The sequence below is a fragment of the Aquimarina sp. AD1 genome (assembly GCF_003443695.1).
Classification (GTDB): Bacteria; Bacteroidota; Bacteroidia; order Flavobacteriales; family Flavobacteriaceae; genus Aquimarina; species Aquimarina latercula.
On the sequence record NZ_CP031966.1, the window covers coordinates 4,992,184 to 5,009,289 of the forward strand.

The 17,106-nt window shown below is 31.6% G+C and carries 21 protein-coding genes; 15 read left to right on the forward strand and 6 right to left on the reverse strand.

Annotated elements, in window-relative coordinates:
* The first annotated feature begins 5 nt into the window (after positions 1-5).
* The 5 genes from D1815_RS21440 (at position 6) to D1815_RS21460 (ending at position 3,952) form a co-directional block, all read left to right on the forward strand.
* The gene (locus D1815_RS21440; protein ID WP_027395786.1) at positions 6-197 is read left to right on the forward strand and encodes a cytochrome c oxidase subunit IV; all 192 of its coding nucleotides are present in this window, start codon (positions 6-8) and stop codon (positions 195-197) included.
* A complete protein-coding gene (locus D1815_RS21445) occupies positions 194-1,159 on the forward strand; it encodes a cbb3-type cytochrome c oxidase N-terminal domain-containing protein (RefSeq protein WP_118389342.1) in 966 nt (321 codons plus the stop codon). Before D1815_RS21440 ends, D1815_RS21445 begins: the two co-directional genes overlap by 4 nt.
* Positions 1,160-1,213: 54 nt before the next feature.
* Positions 1,214-2,641 (forward strand): cytochrome c oxidase accessory protein CcoG, encoded by a 1,428-nt coding sequence (ccoG, locus tag D1815_RS21450; RefSeq protein ID WP_118389344.1) that lies wholly within the window; start codon positions 1,214-1,216, stop codon positions 2,639-2,641.
* A gap of 159 nt (positions 2,642-2,800) precedes the next feature.
* A complete protein-coding gene (locus D1815_RS21455; RefSeq protein ID WP_118389346.1) occupies positions 2,801-3,247 on the forward strand; it encodes a FixH family protein in 447 nt (148 codons plus the stop codon).
* Positions 3,248-3,952, forward strand: coding sequence for a sulfite exporter TauE/SafE family protein (locus tag D1815_RS21460; RefSeq protein WP_118389348.1), 705 nt, complete (start codon positions 3,248-3,250; stop codon positions 3,950-3,952).
* 40 nt (positions 3,953-3,992) lie between these two features.
* Here D1815_RS21460 and hemN read toward each other — a convergent pair whose 3' ends face one another.
* The 4 genes from hemN to D1815_RS21480 all read right to left on the reverse strand — a co-directional run bounded on the left by hemN (position 3,993) and on the right by D1815_RS21480 (position 8,860).
* A complete protein-coding gene (hemN, locus tag D1815_RS21465; RefSeq protein ID WP_118389350.1) occupies positions 3,993-5,357 on the reverse strand; it encodes an oxygen-independent coproporphyrinogen III oxidase in 1,365 nt (454 codons plus the stop codon).
* A gap of 21 nt (positions 5,358-5,378) precedes the next feature.
* A complete protein-coding gene (locus tag D1815_RS21470; protein WP_118389352.1) occupies positions 5,379-6,218 on the reverse strand; it encodes a universal stress protein in 840 nt (279 codons plus the stop codon).
* A 78-nt stretch (positions 6,219-6,296) separates the two neighbouring features.
* Entirely contained in the window at positions 6,297-7,352 is a 1,056-nt protein-coding gene (locus D1815_RS21475; protein WP_118389354.1) for a response regulator, read from the reverse strand.
* A gap of 2 nt (positions 7,353-7,354) precedes the next feature.
* The gene (locus D1815_RS21480; protein WP_118389356.1) at positions 7,355-8,860 is read right to left on the reverse strand and encodes a PAS domain-containing sensor histidine kinase; all 1,506 of its coding nucleotides are present in this window, start codon (positions 8,858-8,860) and stop codon (positions 7,355-7,357) included.
* A 168-nt stretch (positions 8,861-9,028) separates the two neighbouring features.
* Here D1815_RS21480 and D1815_RS21485 point away from each other — a divergent pair, with 168 nt between their 5' ends.
* The 8 genes from D1815_RS21485 (at position 9,029) to deoD (ending at position 14,253) form a co-directional block, all read left to right on the forward strand.
* A complete protein-coding gene (locus D1815_RS21485) occupies positions 9,029-10,120 on the forward strand; it encodes a site-2 protease family protein (RefSeq protein WP_118389358.1) in 1,092 nt (363 codons plus the stop codon).
* 75 nt (positions 10,121-10,195) lie between these two features.
* The gene (locus tag D1815_RS21490; protein ID WP_027395776.1) at positions 10,196-10,600 is read left to right on the forward strand and encodes a hypothetical protein; all 405 of its coding nucleotides are present in this window, start codon (positions 10,196-10,198) and stop codon (positions 10,598-10,600) included.
* 65 nt (positions 10,601-10,665) lie between these two features.
* Complete coding sequence (locus D1815_RS21495) at positions 10,666-10,950, forward strand: hypothetical protein (RefSeq protein ID WP_027395775.1); 285 nt, start codon at positions 10,666-10,668, stop codon at positions 10,948-10,950.
* A 134-nt stretch (positions 10,951-11,084) separates the two neighbouring features.
* On the forward strand, positions 11,085-11,972 hold the full coding sequence (locus D1815_RS21500; RefSeq protein WP_035086843.1) for an RsiV family protein: 888 nt from the start codon (positions 11,085-11,087) through the stop codon (positions 11,970-11,972).
* A complete protein-coding gene (locus tag D1815_RS21505; RefSeq protein ID WP_118389360.1) occupies positions 11,969-12,604 on the forward strand; it encodes a DUF998 domain-containing protein in 636 nt (211 codons plus the stop codon). Before D1815_RS21500 ends, D1815_RS21505 begins: the two co-directional genes overlap by 4 nt.
* Positions 12,601-12,900, forward strand: coding sequence for a thioredoxin (gene trxA, locus D1815_RS21510; RefSeq protein ID WP_027395772.1), 300 nt, complete (start codon positions 12,601-12,603; stop codon positions 12,898-12,900). The genes D1815_RS21505 and trxA overlap by 4 nt, the downstream gene beginning before the upstream one ends.
* Before the next feature lie 3 nt (positions 12,901-12,903).
* Positions 12,904-13,548 carry a deoxyribose-phosphate aldolase gene (gene deoC / locus D1815_RS21515; RefSeq protein WP_118389362.1) on the forward strand — a complete coding sequence of 215 codons (645 nt, stop codon included), beginning with the start codon at positions 12,904-12,906 and terminating at the stop codon, positions 13,546-13,548.
* Positions 13,549-13,554: 6 nt separating this feature from the next.
* Positions 13,555-14,253: a purine-nucleoside phosphorylase gene (gene deoD, locus D1815_RS21520; RefSeq protein WP_118389364.1), complete on the forward strand. Its 699-nt coding sequence runs from the start codon at positions 13,555-13,557 to the stop codon at positions 14,251-14,253.
* A 71-nt stretch (positions 14,254-14,324) separates the two neighbouring features.
* Here the strand turns inward: deoD and D1815_RS21525 are convergent, their stop codons facing one another.
* Complete coding sequence (locus D1815_RS21525) at positions 14,325-15,161, reverse strand: universal stress protein (protein WP_118389366.1); 837 nt, start codon at positions 15,159-15,161, stop codon at positions 14,325-14,327.
* 182 nt (positions 15,162-15,343) lie between these two features.
* Here D1815_RS21525 and D1815_RS21530 point away from each other — a divergent pair, with 182 nt between their 5' ends.
* Positions 15,344-15,616: an acylphosphatase gene (locus D1815_RS21530; protein ID WP_027395768.1), complete on the forward strand. Its 273-nt coding sequence runs from the start codon at positions 15,344-15,346 to the stop codon at positions 15,614-15,616.
* 179 nt (positions 15,617-15,795) lie between these two features.
* Positions 15,796-16,674, forward strand: coding sequence for a sterol desaturase family protein (locus D1815_RS21535; RefSeq protein ID WP_027395767.1), 879 nt, complete (start codon positions 15,796-15,798; stop codon positions 16,672-16,674).
* Positions 16,675-16,793: 119 nt separating this feature from the next.
* Here D1815_RS21535 and hpf read toward each other — a convergent pair whose 3' ends face one another.
* Complete coding sequence (gene hpf, locus D1815_RS21540) at positions 16,794-17,096, reverse strand: ribosome hibernation-promoting factor, HPF/YfiA family (RefSeq protein ID WP_027395766.1); 303 nt, start codon at positions 17,094-17,096, stop codon at positions 16,794-16,796.
* Between the last annotated feature and the right edge of the window lie 10 nt (positions 17,097-17,106).

The window sequence follows — 17,106 nt, forward strand, 5'->3', positions numbered from 1 at the left end:
AAACCATGTTTAAATTTATAAAAGGACATATGGAAAGTATCGAAGGTGTAGAGATATATCCTATCATATCACTACTGATATTTTTCATCTTTTTTACTGCCTTATTCTGGTGGGTAATTTCAGCAAAAAAGGAACATATAAAAGAAGTAAGCGAGATTCCATTGGAATCTGAAAATGAAAACGAATTAATACTATGAGAAGTACAGTATCCTATATCAGAGTCATTGCATTACTATTGATCACTTATTTTTTAATAGAATGGGCAGTGGATTCTGGAGAAGAATCGGCATTTATTGCAGTACCAGTTAGTTGGGTAGTGTTAGGCATCGTATTGTTATTTGCGATCGCTATAGAGATTTGTGTAGAGGCACTACGAAGTGTGTTGTTTAAATCCCTGAAACCCGAAGCTCAAGAACGCTATGTACTAAGCCAGAAGATTAAAAAAGACAAACAGTTTCGATGGATCAAAGCTACCTATCTAAAATTAGTGGATAGTACACCAGTAGAAGAGGAAGATGAAATCATTTTGGATCATAATTATGATGGAATTAAGGAACTGGATAATAACCTTCCGCCTTGGTGGGTATATGGTTTTTATGCGACTATTTTGTTTGGAGTTATCTATTTAGTGCGGTTCCATGTATTTAATGATTACAATCAGACAGAAGAGTATGAAACAGAAGTTGCAGAGGCTTTGATCGCTATAGAAGCGTATAAAAAAACCGCAAAAGATCTTGTGGATATAAATACAGTTGTATTGCTAACGGATGCTGCTGATATTAGTGCAGGGAAAGCCATTTTTACTACCAATTGTGTAGCCTGTCATAAAGCAGATGGAGGAGGGGGTATTGGCCCCAATCTAACGGATCCGAATTGGATTTTGGGCGGAGGTATTAAAAATGTATTCAAAACTATTTCTGAAGGTGGTCGTGATGGAAAAGGGATGGTTGCTTGGAAGCAAACTCTAAAACCGGCAGAAATGGCACAAGTGGCTAGTTATGTAATCACATTAGGCGGTACAACGCCTGCAGAACCTAAAGAGGCGCAAGGCGAGATCTGGATCGATCCAGATGCTGTAAAAGAAGAGGTTCTAGAAAAAGAAATTCCAGAAACTGTTCCCGTAACTATTGCAGACTCTACTTCTGTAGTAAGTAATTAGGATTATAAAGGTTAGTAGTATAACATAAATCGTATAATCAATATTCATTGACCATTGGAAACACCAGAAAACGAAACATTTAGAGATTCTATCGGTACGATTAACGAAGAAGGAAAACGTGCTTGGTTGTACCCTAAAAAACCAAGTGGCGTATTTTATGAATACCGCAAATGGGTAAGTTATGGGTTATTGATTTTTTTATTTGCCGCTCCTTTTATCAAAATCAATGGCAATCAGTTTTTATTGTTTAATGTGTTAGAGCGACGTTTCAACATTTTCGGAGCTCCTTTCTGGCCACAGGATTTTCATCTGTTCGTAATATCAATGATTATTGGGGTAGTCTTTGTAATATTATTTACAGTAGCTTTTGGACGATTATTCTGTGGTTGGATATGCCCACAAACCATATTTATGGAAATGGTTTTTCGACGAATAGAATATTGGATCGAAGGAGATAGAGGAAAACAAATACGATTGGATAAACAACCTTGGAACGCCGAAAAAATCAAAAAACGCGTTCTTAAATGGGGGGTATTTTTTATCATTTCATTTTTAATAGCGAATGTGTTTTTGGCTTACTTGATTAGTAGTGATGTGCTCATTCAATATATATTTATTGATGGCCCTTTTCAGCATGTGGGGACTTTAATTTCCTTATTAATATTTACCGCTGTATTTTATTTTGTGTTTGCCTGGTTTAGAGAACAGGTTTGTGTAATTGCTTGTCCATATGGTCGATTACAAGGGGTATTGTTAGATGCCAAATCAATTGTAGTTGCATACGATTATAAAAGAGGAGAAAAAGAAGCAGGACGCGCTAAGTTTAAGAAGAACGAGGACAGACCTACTAGCGGAAAAGGAGATTGTATTGATTGTTTTCAATGTGTACATGTGTGTCCTACAGGAATCGATATCCGCAATGGAACACAATTAGAATGTGTGAATTGTACTGCTTGTATTGATGCCTGTGATCATATGATGGAAAGTGTAAATCTTCCGAAAGGATTGATCCGATATGCTAGTGAAGATGATATCGCTAAAAAAGAGAAATTTAAGTTTACACCAAGGTTAAAAGGATATACAGCAGTATTAGTGATATTAATTGGTGTCTTTTTGGGAATGTCTTTTTTGAGAAATGATGTCGAAGCGAATATTTTAAGGTTACCAGGTCAATTGTATGAGCGAAAAGAGCATAATATGATTAGTAATGTATATACATTTAAACTAGTGAATAAAACGATTAATGATATCGAAAATGTTCATTTCGAATTGCTATCACATACAGGAACTATAGAAGTGGTAACGCATAAAAACTTTGTGGTGCCTAAGCAAGGATTAGCAGAGGGAACATTGTTCATAGAAATTAATGCATCTGCCTTAAGTGGTGATAAGGATAAAGTAAAAATTGGAGTATACGCTAATGATAATGAATTGATTGAAACAACAACCACAGCATTTTTAGGCCCAAGAAGTTATAGGTAACGAAGACGAGTCTATGATTTTATGAGTATTGGAGAAAAGAAAATTCTAAAAGATGTGAAGTAGATCACAGCCTGCGCTGGGATGACAAACAGGAACTAAAAATATGTAAAGTACGTGTCATTCCAGCATAGGCTGGAATCCAAATTAAAAAAATGAGTTATGAAAATAAACTGGGGTACAGCGATTGTATTGGTATTTATAGGATTTATAAGTTTTATACTATTCTTTGTGATACGGATGAATACCGATAAAAAATATGAACATGATTTAGTAACAGAAGATTACTACAAACAAGAATTAGCTTTTCAGGAAGAAATCAATGCCGAAAAAAATGCAAAGGCACTAAAAAGTAATATTACGATTAAAAAGGTATCCGAAGGATTACTGATTAAATTTCCGGAGGATATAAACTCCGAAAAACTAAGCGGAACTATTTCGCTATACCGCCCATCTAACAAAAAGTTAGATTTCGAAGTTCCGATCTCACTTACAACTTCAGAAGTTATAATTCCAAAAAATAAATTGATAGAAGGCAAATGGAAGATTAAAGTGAATTGGGAAAATGAAAACACATCATATCTCTTTAGAGAATCCTTTACGTATTAAATGTTAGTTTCTGCTTTTATATTAGGTCTTTTAGGAAGTTTTCACTGTGTTGGGATGTGTGGACCAATTGCGTTTATGTTACCGTTAGATCATAATAATCAATTAAAGAAGTTTTTTCAGATCTCTTTATATCATTTGGGCCGTTTGCTGGCTTATAGTATTATTGGTTTATTTTTTGGGATTATAGGAAAAAGTCTAAACATTTTTGGAATGCAGCAAGGACTTTCTATTAGCATTGGGATTGTAATGATCTTAGTGGTTTTGATACCTTCATCAATACTTATGAAATATAGTTTTTCTAAACCGATATATCGGATAATTTCTAAGATCAAGAATGCATTAGGAAAAGAACTTAAAAAGAAAACACCAGATACATTTTTAACTATTGGTTTTTTAAACGGATTTCTTCCTTGTGGATTGGTATATATGGCAGTTTTTGCTGCTGTAGCTTTAGGTAATGTTATGAATAGCACACTGTATGTGCTTTTATTTGGTTTAGGTACGATTCCTTTAATGACCATGGTAGTATATGCAGGTCACTTTTTTAAAGCAAAGTGGATACGAAAACATGTTCAAAAAGTGATCCCCGTATTTATCGTAATGATTGGTTTGTTGTTTATTTTACGAGGAATGGGATTAGGAATTCCATATATATCACCTAAACAATCTACAGAATTGGTTTCTTCTAGTTTTGAATGTCATTAGTATTAATTATATCGGATTAAAGATCTAAAAAACGAATGTTCTAAACTGTCATAGAGAATAGCTGTGTTTCTGGTTTATTATGCTGTAGTCTTAGATCAAAAGCCATGCAGATGTTACGTACAAAGGCTTTCCCTTTTTCGGTAACTTCAATACTATGATCGGTCATAATTACCAATCCGTCTTGTTCCATTTCTTTTAAGCGTATAGTTATGTCTATTAGTTCATCTAAATAAAGTTGTTTACTACTCCAATCGGTTTTAAAATGACACATAAGGTTTAATATATGTTGTCTAATTATTTTATCCTTTTTGGTCAATATATGACCTCTATAAACTGGTATTATTCCTTGGTTGACTAAATTTTGATAGGATTCTATGCCTTTTACGTTTTGAGAAAACCCATGCCAACTATCACTAATAGAAGATACTCCTAAACCGATCATCATTTTGGTTTTTGATACCGTGTACCCCATAAAATTACGATGTAGGTTTTGATCTTCCATAGCTAGGAATAATGTATCGCTTTTAAGTGCAAAATGATCCATTCCTATTTCTACATAACCGACTTTGGATAATAATTTTTTACCAACTTCATATTGTCGTCTTTTTTCTTCTCCAGTAGGAAGGTCTTCTTCATTAAATCCTCGTTGTCCATTTCCTTTTTGCCAAGGAATATGAGCATAACTATAAAAAGCTAATCGATCAGGTAATAATTCTTTTGTTTTTTGAATAGTATGAATTACAGCTTCTTCGGTCTGAAAAGGCAATCCAAAAATGATATCATGACCAATCGAAGTGTATCCTATTTCTCGTGCTATTTCGGTAACATATTTTACTTTTTCAAATGGTTGTACGCGATGAATTGCTTTTTGGACTTTTTCATTATAGTCTTGAACGCCAAAACTCACTCTTCTAAAACCTACAGCGTATAATGCTTGTAAATGTTCACGAGTTGTATTATTAGGGTGTCCTTCAAAACTAAATTCGCAAGCTTCAGCTGATTTCGCAGAAGAGAACAATCCTTTGATTAAGTATTCTAAGTTTTCTGGCGAAAAGAATGTAGGGGTTCCTCCACCCAAATGCAATTCTTTGATCTTTGGTTTTGTTTCTAAAAGGTTTAGATATAACTGCCACTCTTTTAAAACTGAATTGATATATGGGATTTCTACAGTGTGTCTTTTAGTGATGCGTTTATTACATCCACAAAAAGTACACATACTTTCGCAAAAAGGTAAGTGGATATATATACTTATTCCTTGTGCATCATTGCTTTCTGCAAAAGATGTTATCACTGATTTTTTCCATTCATTTAATGAGAATGTTTCATGATTCCAATATGGAACGGTTGGATAACTGGTATATCTGGGTCCTGGAACATTGTATTTGTCCACTAATTTTGTATGCATTATTTAGTTTTTATATAATTTTTACTCGTGTAATACTAGAAATGGAATATTGATATGATAACTTATTTTTTCTACGGTTGGATGAAATAAAATCCTTTGAAAAAAATTGAGATTCTTAGCAACCATAGTGATCATATTGATGTCTCTACTTTCTACAAAGCACTGTACTGCTTGTTCGATACTCGGATTGGACAAAAAATGAAAACTGTGATCTATATCTTCTTCTAAAAAAACGTTGAGAATATTTTTATTCCTTTTTTGTAGTTCGGTAAGCTGTTTTTCCTTTTTTGCAATATGTAGTACTCGTAACGCCGCTTTATTGATAGTAAGAACTTCAGTTATGGTTTGTAATATTCTGTTTTTATATAGGATATTATAGTCCGTCGGAAATGCGATTTCGTTAATTTTAGAGTATTTAGCTTTTTCGGGAATTACCAGAATAGGGCATTTTACTTTGGTTATGACATCTCCGGTATTACTGCCTACTGTTTTTTCTTTTAATCCAGAAGCTCCTTTAGTCCCCATAACGATGAAATCAATATTCTTCTCTTCGACCTGTTTTCTGATAGTATCTATAAAAAAGATATATTCATGGATAGTAAAAAAATAGTGTTTAGGATTAAGAGGTAATTTTTGAATCCTCTTTAACAATAATTGCATTTGTTCCTGATCACTAAGAGTAATGTTATCTACAACTTGATCAGTTGACTCAAAAAATGATTCATTCCCAATGACTTGTTTATATGGGGAAATATGTAGAAAATAGAAATTACATTGTACTTTCTCAAAAAAAGATAAAGCATAAGTAATAGCATTCCACGAGTTTTCCGAAAAATCTGTTGGAATAAGAATATTCTTCATTTTTAATATGTTCTAATACAACAAATGTATTAGGATGTGTCTATGAAAAATATGACAAAAGTCAGCTTAGCTATTTTTTTACTCTATAAGTTGAAGTTTTGGTAGATCTAAGATTTTAATATTACGACCTTCAATTTCGATAAGCCCATCTTTTTTAAAGCTGGATAATGTGCGTATTAAACTTTCTGTGGCAATACCCGCCACACTAGCTAGATCGTTTCGGGATATTTTAATACTTTCTTCAGGTTTTTTATTTAACACTTGAGTGAATTGTAAAATGGTTTGAGCGGTTTTTTTACGAACCGAACTATATGCCATCTGTAATAATTGTTCTTTTATTTCAGAAAGATTATCACTAAGCAATTCCATTAATTCTAAAGAAATGTTTTTACTTTTTTCTAGTATATCTTTTAGATCTGTTTTGGATACACCCGCCAACTCTGCATCTTCTACTGCTGTTGCTGATTCTTGATATGGAGTATGATCTGTAAATGATGTAAAACCTAAAAAATCATCTTCTTTAAATAATGCTGTAATCAATTCTTTACCACTTTCATCCATTTTATGAGTTTTGACAACACCTTTCAGAATCAAGTATATTTTGTTAGAATGGTCTCCTTCTTTAAAAATAGCGTCTCCTTTGGTGTGACTTGAAATATCTCCGTGATCATCAAAAAAGTTTTTGAGTTCGTGTAAGCTTCTCAACCCATCTTCTGAATCTTCTTCTGGCTTTAGAGATTGTTCTTTTAATCTTTTAGAAATAATATGGGCTTTTGCCAAACGGCTCTCTATAGCACTTAATAAATCGTCTTCATCAAAAGGTTTTGTAAGATAATCATCCGCTCCTAAATCCATTCCTTTACGGATCTCTTTATGTTCTGTTTTAGCGGATAAAAAGATAAAAGGTATTTGATCAGTAATAGTATCGTGAGACAATGCTTCCAGAACACCATAACCATCGATCTCTGGCATCATAATATCACAAACAATGATATCAGGTTTTTCTTCTTTCGCTTTAGTAATACCTATTTTACCATTTGGAGATGTGATCACATTATAATCGGATAATTCTAAAAGTTCTGCCGTATTTTCTCTTAGAGCAGTATCGTCTTCTATTAATAGAATTGTTTTCATGGTTATGATAATTTTGATATAGGTATGTTTACTGTAAAAGTAGACCCTTGATTTTCTTTACTAATAAAAGTAATGCTTCCTCCAAGGTTTTCTAAATGACTTTTTACGATGTTCAATCCGATTCCTGTTCCTTGATCCAATAGCGCATTTTCTGCTCTAAAATATCGATTAAAAATAAATTTTTGTTCTTTTTCAGGAATACCAATTCCCTGGTCTATTATATGAAAAGTAAGTAGATTATTCTCGAAAATAGCCTGTAAGTCGATAGTGGTGTTCTCTCCGGAATACTTTATGGCATTCCGTATTAGATTGGTTAGCACTAACTCCAATATTTTTTCATCGAACTCTAATGTAAAATCATCAATATCTTGAGGGTATTTTATTCTTTGTCCATCCTTAAGTAACATATTGGCATCATAGACGACTTCATTTATAACTTTACTTAATGGGAAAGAGGTAAACTTATAATTTACTTTACCACTTTCTAGACGTTCTACAGATAGAAAGTCATTAAGGATATTGTCGAGATATTTTACTTTGTTTTTTATGGTAGCAAGATGCTTATCTCTTTTTTCCTGCTGCTCCGCTTTTGTGTATTTTCCGATCAAGGTCGTAGAAGTAAGAATTCCACTTAACGGCGTTTTGAACTCATGAGAAACCAGTGAAAGAAATTTTGTTTTCAATTCATTAAGATCTTTTTCTTTAGCAAGAGCTTCGCTAAGTTGTTGTGTTCTTTCTGTAACCGTTTTTTCTAATTTTTCGGTATAATTTTTTCTATCAGTAATATCTAAAATAATAGCAACAAAAACAGGTTGATTTCCTAAAGTAGATAACTGTAAATGTACTTCTACAGGATACGTTGTACCATCTTTGCGTTTATGTATAGTTTCGAATTGTAGCTTTTTTTTACTTTTTTGAAGCAAAGGTTCTATTAGTTCTAAAAATTTTGATGTGGTATAATCTGGTTTAATATCAATTGCAGTAAGACTTTTAAGCTCATCTAAAGTATAGCCTATATTATTTAGTGCTCCCTGATTTACATCAATAAATTTTAGAGACTCGGTATCAAAAATGAAGATTTCATTAAGTGACTCATCAAAAATGGTAGCCCAATGTTTTAGTTCTTGCTCAGCTTTCTTTCGAACGGTAATATCCATTACTAAAGCCATTACAAAGGTCTTACCATAGATTTCAAAAGGACTTAATCCTGCTTCTACAGGAAAAGAACTTCCACATTTACGAACTCCATAAATGTCTCTACCTCTTCCCATTTGTCGTTTTTCACTCTTTTTTAAAAAACTCTTGAAATGCCCTCCATGATTCCCACGATACTCTTGTGGAATTAAAATATTAAGTGGTTGTTGTTTTAGCTCTCCTTTTTTATAATTAAACATTTCTTCTGCAGCAGAGTTAGTTGCTACAATTGTCTGATTTTCATCAACAATAATTACACCTTCCGAGATTGCTTCAGAAAGAATGTCAAATGTGTTTTCACCGGTTGGTAACATGGAGTTTTGTGATATTACTTAAGTATGATGTTCTAATTTTATTATAAAAACACAAGATGATCGACTAAAGATAACTGGTTAACAAATATAGATAAAAAACCAGAAATTATGATATTGGTCATTTCTTATTAATCCTTGTCTAGATACTTTAACCAAAAATTATAAATTATGAAAGGATCACTTTTTCTTGGTAGAGTATTTAATGTAGCAATTAAAGTACATTGGACATTTTTGTTAATCATTGCCTGGGTATCATTTTTAGAACTTAAACGGGGAGGGAATGTGCAAAATGTACTAATGAGTATTTTTTTCGTTTTATTAGTTTTTATTTGTGTTGTTCTTCATGAATTTGGACATATACTTACCGCTAGAAAATTTGGAGTTAGTACTAAAAAAATCACTTTATTGCCTATTGGGGGAATCGCTTCCATGGATACCATTCCAGAAAACCCTAAAGAAGAATTATTGATTTCATTGGCAGGGCCTGCAGTAAATATAGTAATAGCATTACTTTTAGTTCTTTTTATTCCTTTTGAATTGTTGGTTGGTCAGGATTCTAGTTATATGGATTCTAATTTAAGTCATGTTACTATAGAAAATCTTGTCCTTTATCTGTTTTCAACCAATGTTATATTAGCACTATTTAATTTTATTCCAGCATTTCCGATGGATGGAGGTCGAATTTTTAGAGCGTTACTAGCTTTGAGAATGGATAGAGTAAAAGCGACAAGTATAGCAACTGGCCTAGGAGAAATTATTGCTTTTGTTTTTTTGCTTATTGGTGCGCTCTATAATCCTTTTTTAATACTAATCGCATTGTTTATATATTTTGGAGCAACTTCAGAAAATAAAATGGTTCAGCAGTTGGCACTAATAAAAGGGCACAGCGTAAAGGAAGCTATGTTAACTAAGATTACTGTTTTAAAACCAGATAATACTATCGGAGATGTTATTGATATATTACTTAAGAGTACTGAGAAAAATTTTATCGTCGTAGAAGATTCTAAGATTATAGGGATTCTTCATCACCAAGATATCCTTTCTAAATCCAAAAATAAGGATCTTAGAATAAAAGATATTATGGATATTTCTTTTGCGTCAATTGATGCCGCAGAAGAGCTAAAAGAAGTTTTTGTATTGATGAACACAAAGAAAAAAGATTTTTTTGCTGTTACCAGTAATAATGAACTTGTTGGAGCAATTGACCTTCCAAATATAAGTGAATTTATATTGATTCAGTCCAATTTAATTACTAGATAGTATAACTGATTTTTATCATAGAAAAGGTGAATTTCATATATTAATTTTATGTTTTAAACCAATAATTTTAGAAAAATGAATACAACAGAAAATATAGGAATTACATTTTATCAAAGCTTAGGTAAATTATTTTATGCTATTGCTGCTTCGGACAAAGTAGTTCGTAAATCAGAGTATACTTCGTTGAGAAATTTAGTTAAATCAGAATGGTTAGCAGTTGATGATCTAGAAGATGAATTTGGCGTTGACGCTGCATTTCAAATAGAAATTGTTTTTGATTGGTTAGATTATGAATCATTAATTGCAGAAGATAGCTTTCTTGAATTTAAAGATTTTTATCACGAGAATAAATCACTTTTTACAGATAACATAAAGAAATTGATATGGAATACATCTAATAGTATTGCAGGAGCTTTTTCTGGTAAAAATAAATCAGAATTGATGATGCTCGGAAAACTTCAGTTAATTTTTGAGAACTGATCTTTATCATATTTTAACTAGTAAGAGCCTTGTAATTTTACACTGAATTTAAAAATTAAACGATCATGACATTATACGCAAAAATTAACGCTGATTTTTCTGAGAATTATATTGGATATTCTGCTTTAGCAATTATTGCATCTACTTGTTTAGGCTCAATTGCAATTATGACCACTTTATTAGGAGGTAATGGTTTTATACAAATGCTTCTAGTATTTTTAACGGTATCCGTTTGTAGTGCCCATAATGCTGCGATATTAACAGTTCAGAAGCCTAAATTAGTATTAGACCTATTGATCGTGAGTCTACTAGTTAATAGTTTACTTATTATTGGGAATAGTTTATTTTGATATTTTACATATAACACTTAATGAGAAACGAGTTTCATATGATGAGACTCGTTTTTTTATGTCCATATAACTGATGGATATCATATTTTTTAAGAAGTAGCCCTATTACATTTATATAAAATAAAAAGTATCCTATGAGAACGCTAATTACCAGTTTTGTGATGTTAAGCTTAATCGCTTGTAATAATAAAACTCAGATCAAAGAAAAACCTGAAACCTACACTACACAGATAGAAAAAGACAATACTCTAAGTGAAGATAGTATACAGTATTTATTAGAAGAGCAACAAGAACTACATCAGGAAAAAACAAAATCAACAAAAGTAGAGCGTCTTATCTCTACAAAAGATGACGAACATAAATTACAGGAACTAGTTATAGATAAGCAATTCTATAAAGCTGAAGATGTGTATGTTTTGGATTATAAGTATCCTTATCTAAATGAGAATATGGATGAAAATAATTCTGTGTTTAATGAATTTCTGTCTGAAAATTACTTAAATATTGAAGCTACTGAAAATGAAATTTTGGAAGATAAAGTCCTATTCTGTGATTCTCTAGCAATTGGCAGGTGCATGGATAAACGAATTATTGATTATAAAATATACACGGTAAAACAACAACTTATCAGTGTGCTACTTTATAAAGAAAATTATTATTCGGGGATGAAACATTCCACCTATATGTTCGAGTGCCTTAATTACGATTTAGAGAATCATGGATTTCTATATTATAACGATTTTTTTGTTGATAATTCAGAAAGTGAGTTGCTAACCACTATCAATACTGTGATATCTGACGGAATAAATTCTGGAGACTTATATTATGAATGTTGGCAATTGTCTGAGGAAGATTTTAAGGTTTATAAAAACAATTTTGTTATTACGGAAGATGTTATTAAATTTTATTTTGACGACTGTATTATCTGCCCTTCATATACAGGGACATATGCTATAGAGGTTCCAATAAATGATGTTATTCATCTTATAAAAAAGTATAATAATAAACCATTAATAGGATGAAAGGTTATAGAAAAAAGCAGTATAAGAATTACCTTTTTTTATGTGGGTTATATATTACCCTAATAGTAATAGCATTTATATTGCCTTTTTTTTCTGATCCACAATATTCGATATCAAAACACACTTTATATGAACTAGGAGCACAAAAAACTCCTTATAATTGGATCATGAACTTTGTTCTTATTTTACTTGGTTTGATAAGCTTTGTTAATGGTTTCAGAATATTACAAAAGCAACGTGTTCAGTTATTAATATTACTTGTTTTTTGTCTCTCTCTCGTATTATCTGCAATATATTTATCTGCTCCCATAGATCGAAAGCTCGTTTTTGATTCTTTTCAAAATGAAATGCATTCTGTATTTTCGATCATTACTGGTATTTCATTTTGTGCATATTCTTTAGTCATTAGTTTCGCTGCAAGATGGAAGAGTCAAAAGTTGATGGCGTTGTTTGTTGGGATAATTACTTTAATAGGATCTTTTTTGATGTTTATTCATTCTGATTATAGAGGGATATATCAACGAGGGATATTTATTATCACTTTTGGGTGGATATTATATTCTTTTAAATATTATGAATATGTTTATGCAAAAAAAGAATATTTTAAATTAATAAAAGAAAATCAAAAATGAAAGATAGCTTTAGTAATATTATAGATTCTAATACACCTGTACTGGTAGATTTTTATGCAGATTGGTGTGGTCCTTGTAAAACATTAGCTCCTATTTTAAAAGAGGTGAAAGAAGAATTAGGAACATCAATAAAAATTGTGAAAATTGATGTAGATAAAAATCAACCATTAGCAGCTAGATATCAAGTTAGAGGAGTACCCACAATGTTACTTTTTAAAGAAGGGAAACAACTTTGGCGACAATCAGGAGTTTTACAAAAAACGGAGATAATTAGTATTATAAATGCTAATAAATAGCCCATGAAACTTAATCAATATATAGATCATACCCTTTTAAAACCGACAGCTACTGTAGAGGATATTAAGAAATTATGTACGGAAGCTAAACGATATGGTTTTTATTCAGTATGTGTTAATGGTGCTTATGTAGGTTTAGCTTGTAGCGAATTAATGAAATCAGATATTAAAATTGCAGCTGTAGTTGGATTCCCCTTAGGAGCCATGACTACTAAAGCTAAGGTATTTGAAGCTAAACAGTGTATTGATGATGGAGCAAATGAAATAGATATGGTGCTAAATATAGGATTACTTAAATCCGGTTATCATAAAATTGTTCAGGATGAAATTGCTTTGATCAAAAAAGCCATTGGAGATAATGTGCTAAAAGTAATTTTGGAGAATAGTTATCTTACTGAAGAGGAAAAGAAAATCGCTTGCCAATTATCTATTGATGCAGGTGCGGATTTTATAAAAACATCTACCGGTTTTGGAGATGGAGGAGCAACATTAGGAGATATAAGGTTAATGAAGGAGATTGCGATGGATGCAATCCAGATAAAAGCTTCAGGTGGAATTAGAGATGCCAAAACCGCAGTGCAATATATCAATATGGGAGTTTCTCGATTAGGTACTTCTTCTAGTGTAGCTTTGGTAACTTCAAAATAATCGCTTATGAGTACACATATCGCAGCAAAGAGAGGTGAGGTAGCAGAAACTGTTTTGTTACCAGGAGATCCTATGAGGGCAAAATGGATTGCAGAAACATTTTTAGATAACCTGGTATGTTATAATGAAGTGCGTGGTATGTTTGGATATACAGGAACTTATAAAGGCAAAAAAGTCTCCGTACAAGGAACTGGAATGGGCATTCCATCTTCATTAATCTATTGTCATGAATTAATAAATGATTTTGGAGTAAAGAACTTAATTAGGGTAGGTTCTTCGGGATCTTATCAGAAGGAAGTTAAACTAAGAGATATCGTGATTGCCATGGCAGCTTCTTCTACCTCTGGAATTAATAATTCTCGGTTTATCAATTCGGATTACTCTCCAACAGCAAATTTTGATTTGTTAATGAAAGCTGTCAAGTATGCTAATGAACATAGTATTCCCATAAAAGCAGGAAATGTATTATCTGCAGATGAGTTCTATGAAGATGATTTTAATTCCTATAAAAAATGGGCAGAATATGGGGTGCTTTGTGTCGAAATGGAAGCGGCAGGTTTGTATACAATTGCAGCAAAATTTAATGTAAAAGCATTAGCAATTTTAACGATTTCTGATTCCTTAGTTACCGGAGAAAGAACTTCTTCTGAAGAAAGAGAAACTACTTTTAGCAAAATGGTTGAAATAGCCTTAGGTATTTTATAAGAAAAAATCAAGTCTTCTGAAAATACTTTTTTCAGAAGACTTGATAGAGTACTATAAAAACTTATATAATCCTAAATCTTAAACGTAATAACGGGTTCATTAGCATGATTTGCAATATCCTCTCCAATACTTCCATTAAAAAAGTGTGATATTCCTTGTCTTCCGTGAGTTGGTATTCCAATAATATCAGCATTTACTTTTTTACAGTAGTTAAAAATTCCACTTTCGACAGAATAATCATTTTGGACATATACATTTTCAAAATTCTCTAAATTTCCAGAATCCGCCTTAAAAAGAAAGTCTTTAATGCGTTTTTCAATTTGATTAGAATTCCTAAATCGATCACCTGGTAAGTTTACATAAACTAAGTGTAATGTAGCATCTAATAATTCAAACAATCTTTTTGCTTTATTATAAGCTTTGATGTTTTCTATTTTAAAGTCACAAGCAAAGACAGCTTCCTTAATTATAAATTCATCAATTCTATGTTTAATTACTAGCACAGGGACATCGGAAGTACGAACCACTTTTTCGGTATTCGATCCAACGAATACTTCACTTAATCCGCTGCTTCCATGGGAGCCCATAACGATAAGATCTACATTGTTTTCCTTTGCGACTTCATTTAGTTCACTAAATATCTTATAGTTTTGTACTGTTTCTGTTACTTTAATTCCATTTAGGAAATCTTTATTTAAAAATGTACTAAATCTTTTTTCGGCAAGTTTTAAATAATAAATGGCCTCAGCAGTTTCTTGTGCTTCGTCTTTAGTTAAGATTGCTTCGGATAAACCAAGCATGTGTAGCACAATAATTTCTGCTTGTTGTTGCTTTGCAATTGAAGCTGCAACACGTAATGCATATTCTGAATTCTCAGAAAAGTCTATTGGAACAAGAATTTTTTTCATATCTAATTGTTTTACAAAATCAAAAGTAGAAGATGTTTAGATTAATTAATATGATAATTCTCATACTTACAATTCGTGATAGTTTTATTATCATGCATATTTATAAGAATAGTTAAATGTTTTATAGTTGTTTCGAACTTTAGGTATATTGTATAATATTGAAGTTTTAATGACAAAGTAATATGGTCAAACATTATAATATAGTTGTAAAAGGAAAAGTACAAGGAGTTTGGTACAGAAAAAGTACCTTAGAAAAAGCGTGGGAATTAGATGTAAGAGGAATTGTAAAGAATATGTCTGATGGTAATGTTTATATAGAGGTTGAAGGGAATAAGACACAACTAAAAACATTCTTAGATTGGTGTGGTAAAGGACCAGAATTGGCTGAAGTTACTGATGTTTCTATAGAAGAAGGTGATGTTTTACCTTATACAATGTTTGAAATTCGTTATTAGTTTTTATAAAGATGGTTTTTCTGTATTTATATATTGTAACATAAGTTACTGAAAGAAGTATTCACTTTTTATACTTTTAAGCTGTGAAATTATTTCGTTGATTAGATGAGGTAAGAAAAGAAATGTTTTAATGTTTTAGACGACAGAATAGTATCCGTTATTCTATAAAATTTTATGCTATGGAGAAGTATATCAATGCCTTTATTGATGCTTTTATCAATAATATCCAGTGGACCTGGAATTCAATACTATTAGAAGTGCCTTGGTATACAAATTATTTTTGGGGTCTGATAGTAATTTCATTGCTGGTTTGGAGTTTGGAAGTACTATTTCCTTGGAGAAAAGAACAGTCTGTTTTTAGAAAAGATTTTTGGTTAGATGGGTTTTATATGTTCTTCAATTTTTTCGTTTTTGCGATTGTAATTAGTGGGTTCTATCAACTTATTGCAGTGTTTTTCGCAGATGTTGGAATATCAGCTAAAAGTTTGACACTTTTAGATATTTCTGATTTACCAATGTGGGGACAATTAATTGTCTTTTTTATCATCTTGGATTTTGTTCAGTGGTTTACCCATGTGCTACTTCACAAATATCCCTTTCTTTGGAGATTTCATAAGATTCATCATTCAGTCAAGGAAATGGGTTTTGCGGCTCATCTTAGATATCATTGGATGGAAAATATATTTTATAAACCTTTGAAAACTATTGGAGTAATGATTCTAGGAGGTTTTGAACCGGAGCAAGCCTATATTGTACATTTCGTAGCTATTACTATAGGGCATTTTAATCACGCAAATATTAAAATTACTTGGGGACCTATGAAGTATATTTTAAATAATCCAGTTATGCATTTATACCATCACTCTTATGCACTACCAAAAGATTCCTATGGTGTTAACTTTGGAATTAGTTTGAGTGTATGGGATTATATTTTTAAAACGAATTACATACCGGAGAATAGTGGTACTATCGAAATAGGTTTTCCCGGAGATGAAAAAGTGCCTAAAAACTTTTTTGGACAACTTTTATATGGTTTTTGGAAATCAAAACCGAAGTAATGAAAGTGAAAAATACCATCGGTTTTTGAGTTTGAATTTATAATTTCTTTATCGTATCAAGATATAGAGAAGGGTATTAAGACTCTCCTTAATACCCTCTATGAATTTCTAATAAATATTTAGATATATGGTTTCATCTCTTGCTTTCTCTTTTTGAGTTGTTTTTCTAGATCGCTAATTGTTTCTTTAACAGCTAATTCAAAATTCTTCTCGTTAGATGTAGCGAATATTTTTGGACCTGATAAACTTAATTCAACATCACATATTTTTCCATTTCCTTTGGGATCGTTTTCTTTTTTGAAAAATACATCTGATTTAATGATCCAATCATATTTTTTATATAATTTTTCTAATTTTTCTTGTACATAACCTTCCATATATTCACTTGTTGGCATTTGTACGAACTGAATGTTTGTTTTCATAAGTAAGTAA

Excerpts from the sequence above, each read along its gene's own strand:
- D1815_RS21440 (WP_027395786.1), top strand. The coding sequence starts at position 6 with ATGTTTAAATTTATAAAAGGACATATGGAAAGTATCGAAGGTGTAGAG.
- D1815_RS21445 (WP_118389342.1), top strand. The coding sequence starts at position 194 with ATGAGAAGTACAGTATCCTATATCAGAGTCATTGCATTACTATTGATC.
- D1815_RS21455 (WP_118389346.1), top strand. The coding sequence starts at position 2,801 with ATGAAAATAAACTGGGGTACAGCGATTGTATTGGTATTTATAGGATTT.
- D1815_RS21460 (WP_118389348.1), top strand. The coding sequence starts at position 3,248 with ATGTTAGTTTCTGCTTTTATATTAGGTCTTTTAGGAAGTTTTCACTGT.
- hemN (WP_118389350.1), bottom strand. The coding sequence starts at position 5,357 with ATGCATACAAAATTAGTGGACAAATACAATGTTCCAGGACCCAGATAT.
- D1815_RS21470 (WP_118389352.1), bottom strand. The coding sequence starts at position 6,218 with ATGAAGAATATTCTTATTCCAACAGATTTTTCGGAAAACTCGTGGAAT.
- D1815_RS21475 (WP_118389354.1), bottom strand. The coding sequence starts at position 7,352 with ATGAAAACAATTCTATTAATAGAAGACGATACTGCTCTAAGAGAAAAT.
- D1815_RS21480 (WP_118389356.1), bottom strand. The coding sequence starts at position 8,860 with ATGTTACCAACCGGTGAAAACACATTTGACATTCTTTCTGAAGCAATC.
- D1815_RS21485 (WP_118389358.1), top strand. The coding sequence starts at position 9,029 with ATGAAAGGATCACTTTTTCTTGGTAGAGTATTTAATGTAGCAATTAAA.
- D1815_RS21490 (WP_027395776.1), top strand. The coding sequence starts at position 10,196 with ATGAATACAACAGAAAATATAGGAATTACATTTTATCAAAGCTTAGGT.
- D1815_RS21495 (WP_027395775.1), top strand. The coding sequence starts at position 10,666 with ATGACATTATACGCAAAAATTAACGCTGATTTTTCTGAGAATTATATT.
- D1815_RS21500 (WP_035086843.1), top strand. The coding sequence starts at position 11,085 with ATGAGAACGCTAATTACCAGTTTTGTGATGTTAAGCTTAATCGCTTGT.
- D1815_RS21505 (WP_118389360.1), top strand. The coding sequence starts at position 11,969 with ATGAAAGGTTATAGAAAAAAGCAGTATAAGAATTACCTTTTTTTATGT.
- trxA (WP_027395772.1), top strand. The coding sequence starts at position 12,601 with ATGAAAGATAGCTTTAGTAATATTATAGATTCTAATACACCTGTACTG.
- deoC (WP_118389362.1), top strand. The coding sequence starts at position 12,904 with ATGAAACTTAATCAATATATAGATCATACCCTTTTAAAACCGACAGCT.
- deoD (WP_118389364.1), top strand. The coding sequence starts at position 13,555 with ATGAGTACACATATCGCAGCAAAGAGAGGTGAGGTAGCAGAAACTGTT.
- D1815_RS21525 (WP_118389366.1), bottom strand. The coding sequence starts at position 15,161 with ATGAAAAAAATTCTTGTTCCAATAGACTTTTCTGAGAATTCAGAATAT.
- D1815_RS21530 (WP_027395768.1), top strand. The coding sequence starts at position 15,344 with ATGGTCAAACATTATAATATAGTTGTAAAAGGAAAAGTACAAGGAGTT.
- D1815_RS21535 (WP_027395767.1), top strand. The coding sequence starts at position 15,796 with ATGGAGAAGTATATCAATGCCTTTATTGATGCTTTTATCAATAATATC.
- hpf (WP_027395766.1), bottom strand. The coding sequence starts at position 17,096 with ATGAAAACAAACATTCAGTTCGTACAAATGCCAACAAGTGAATATATG.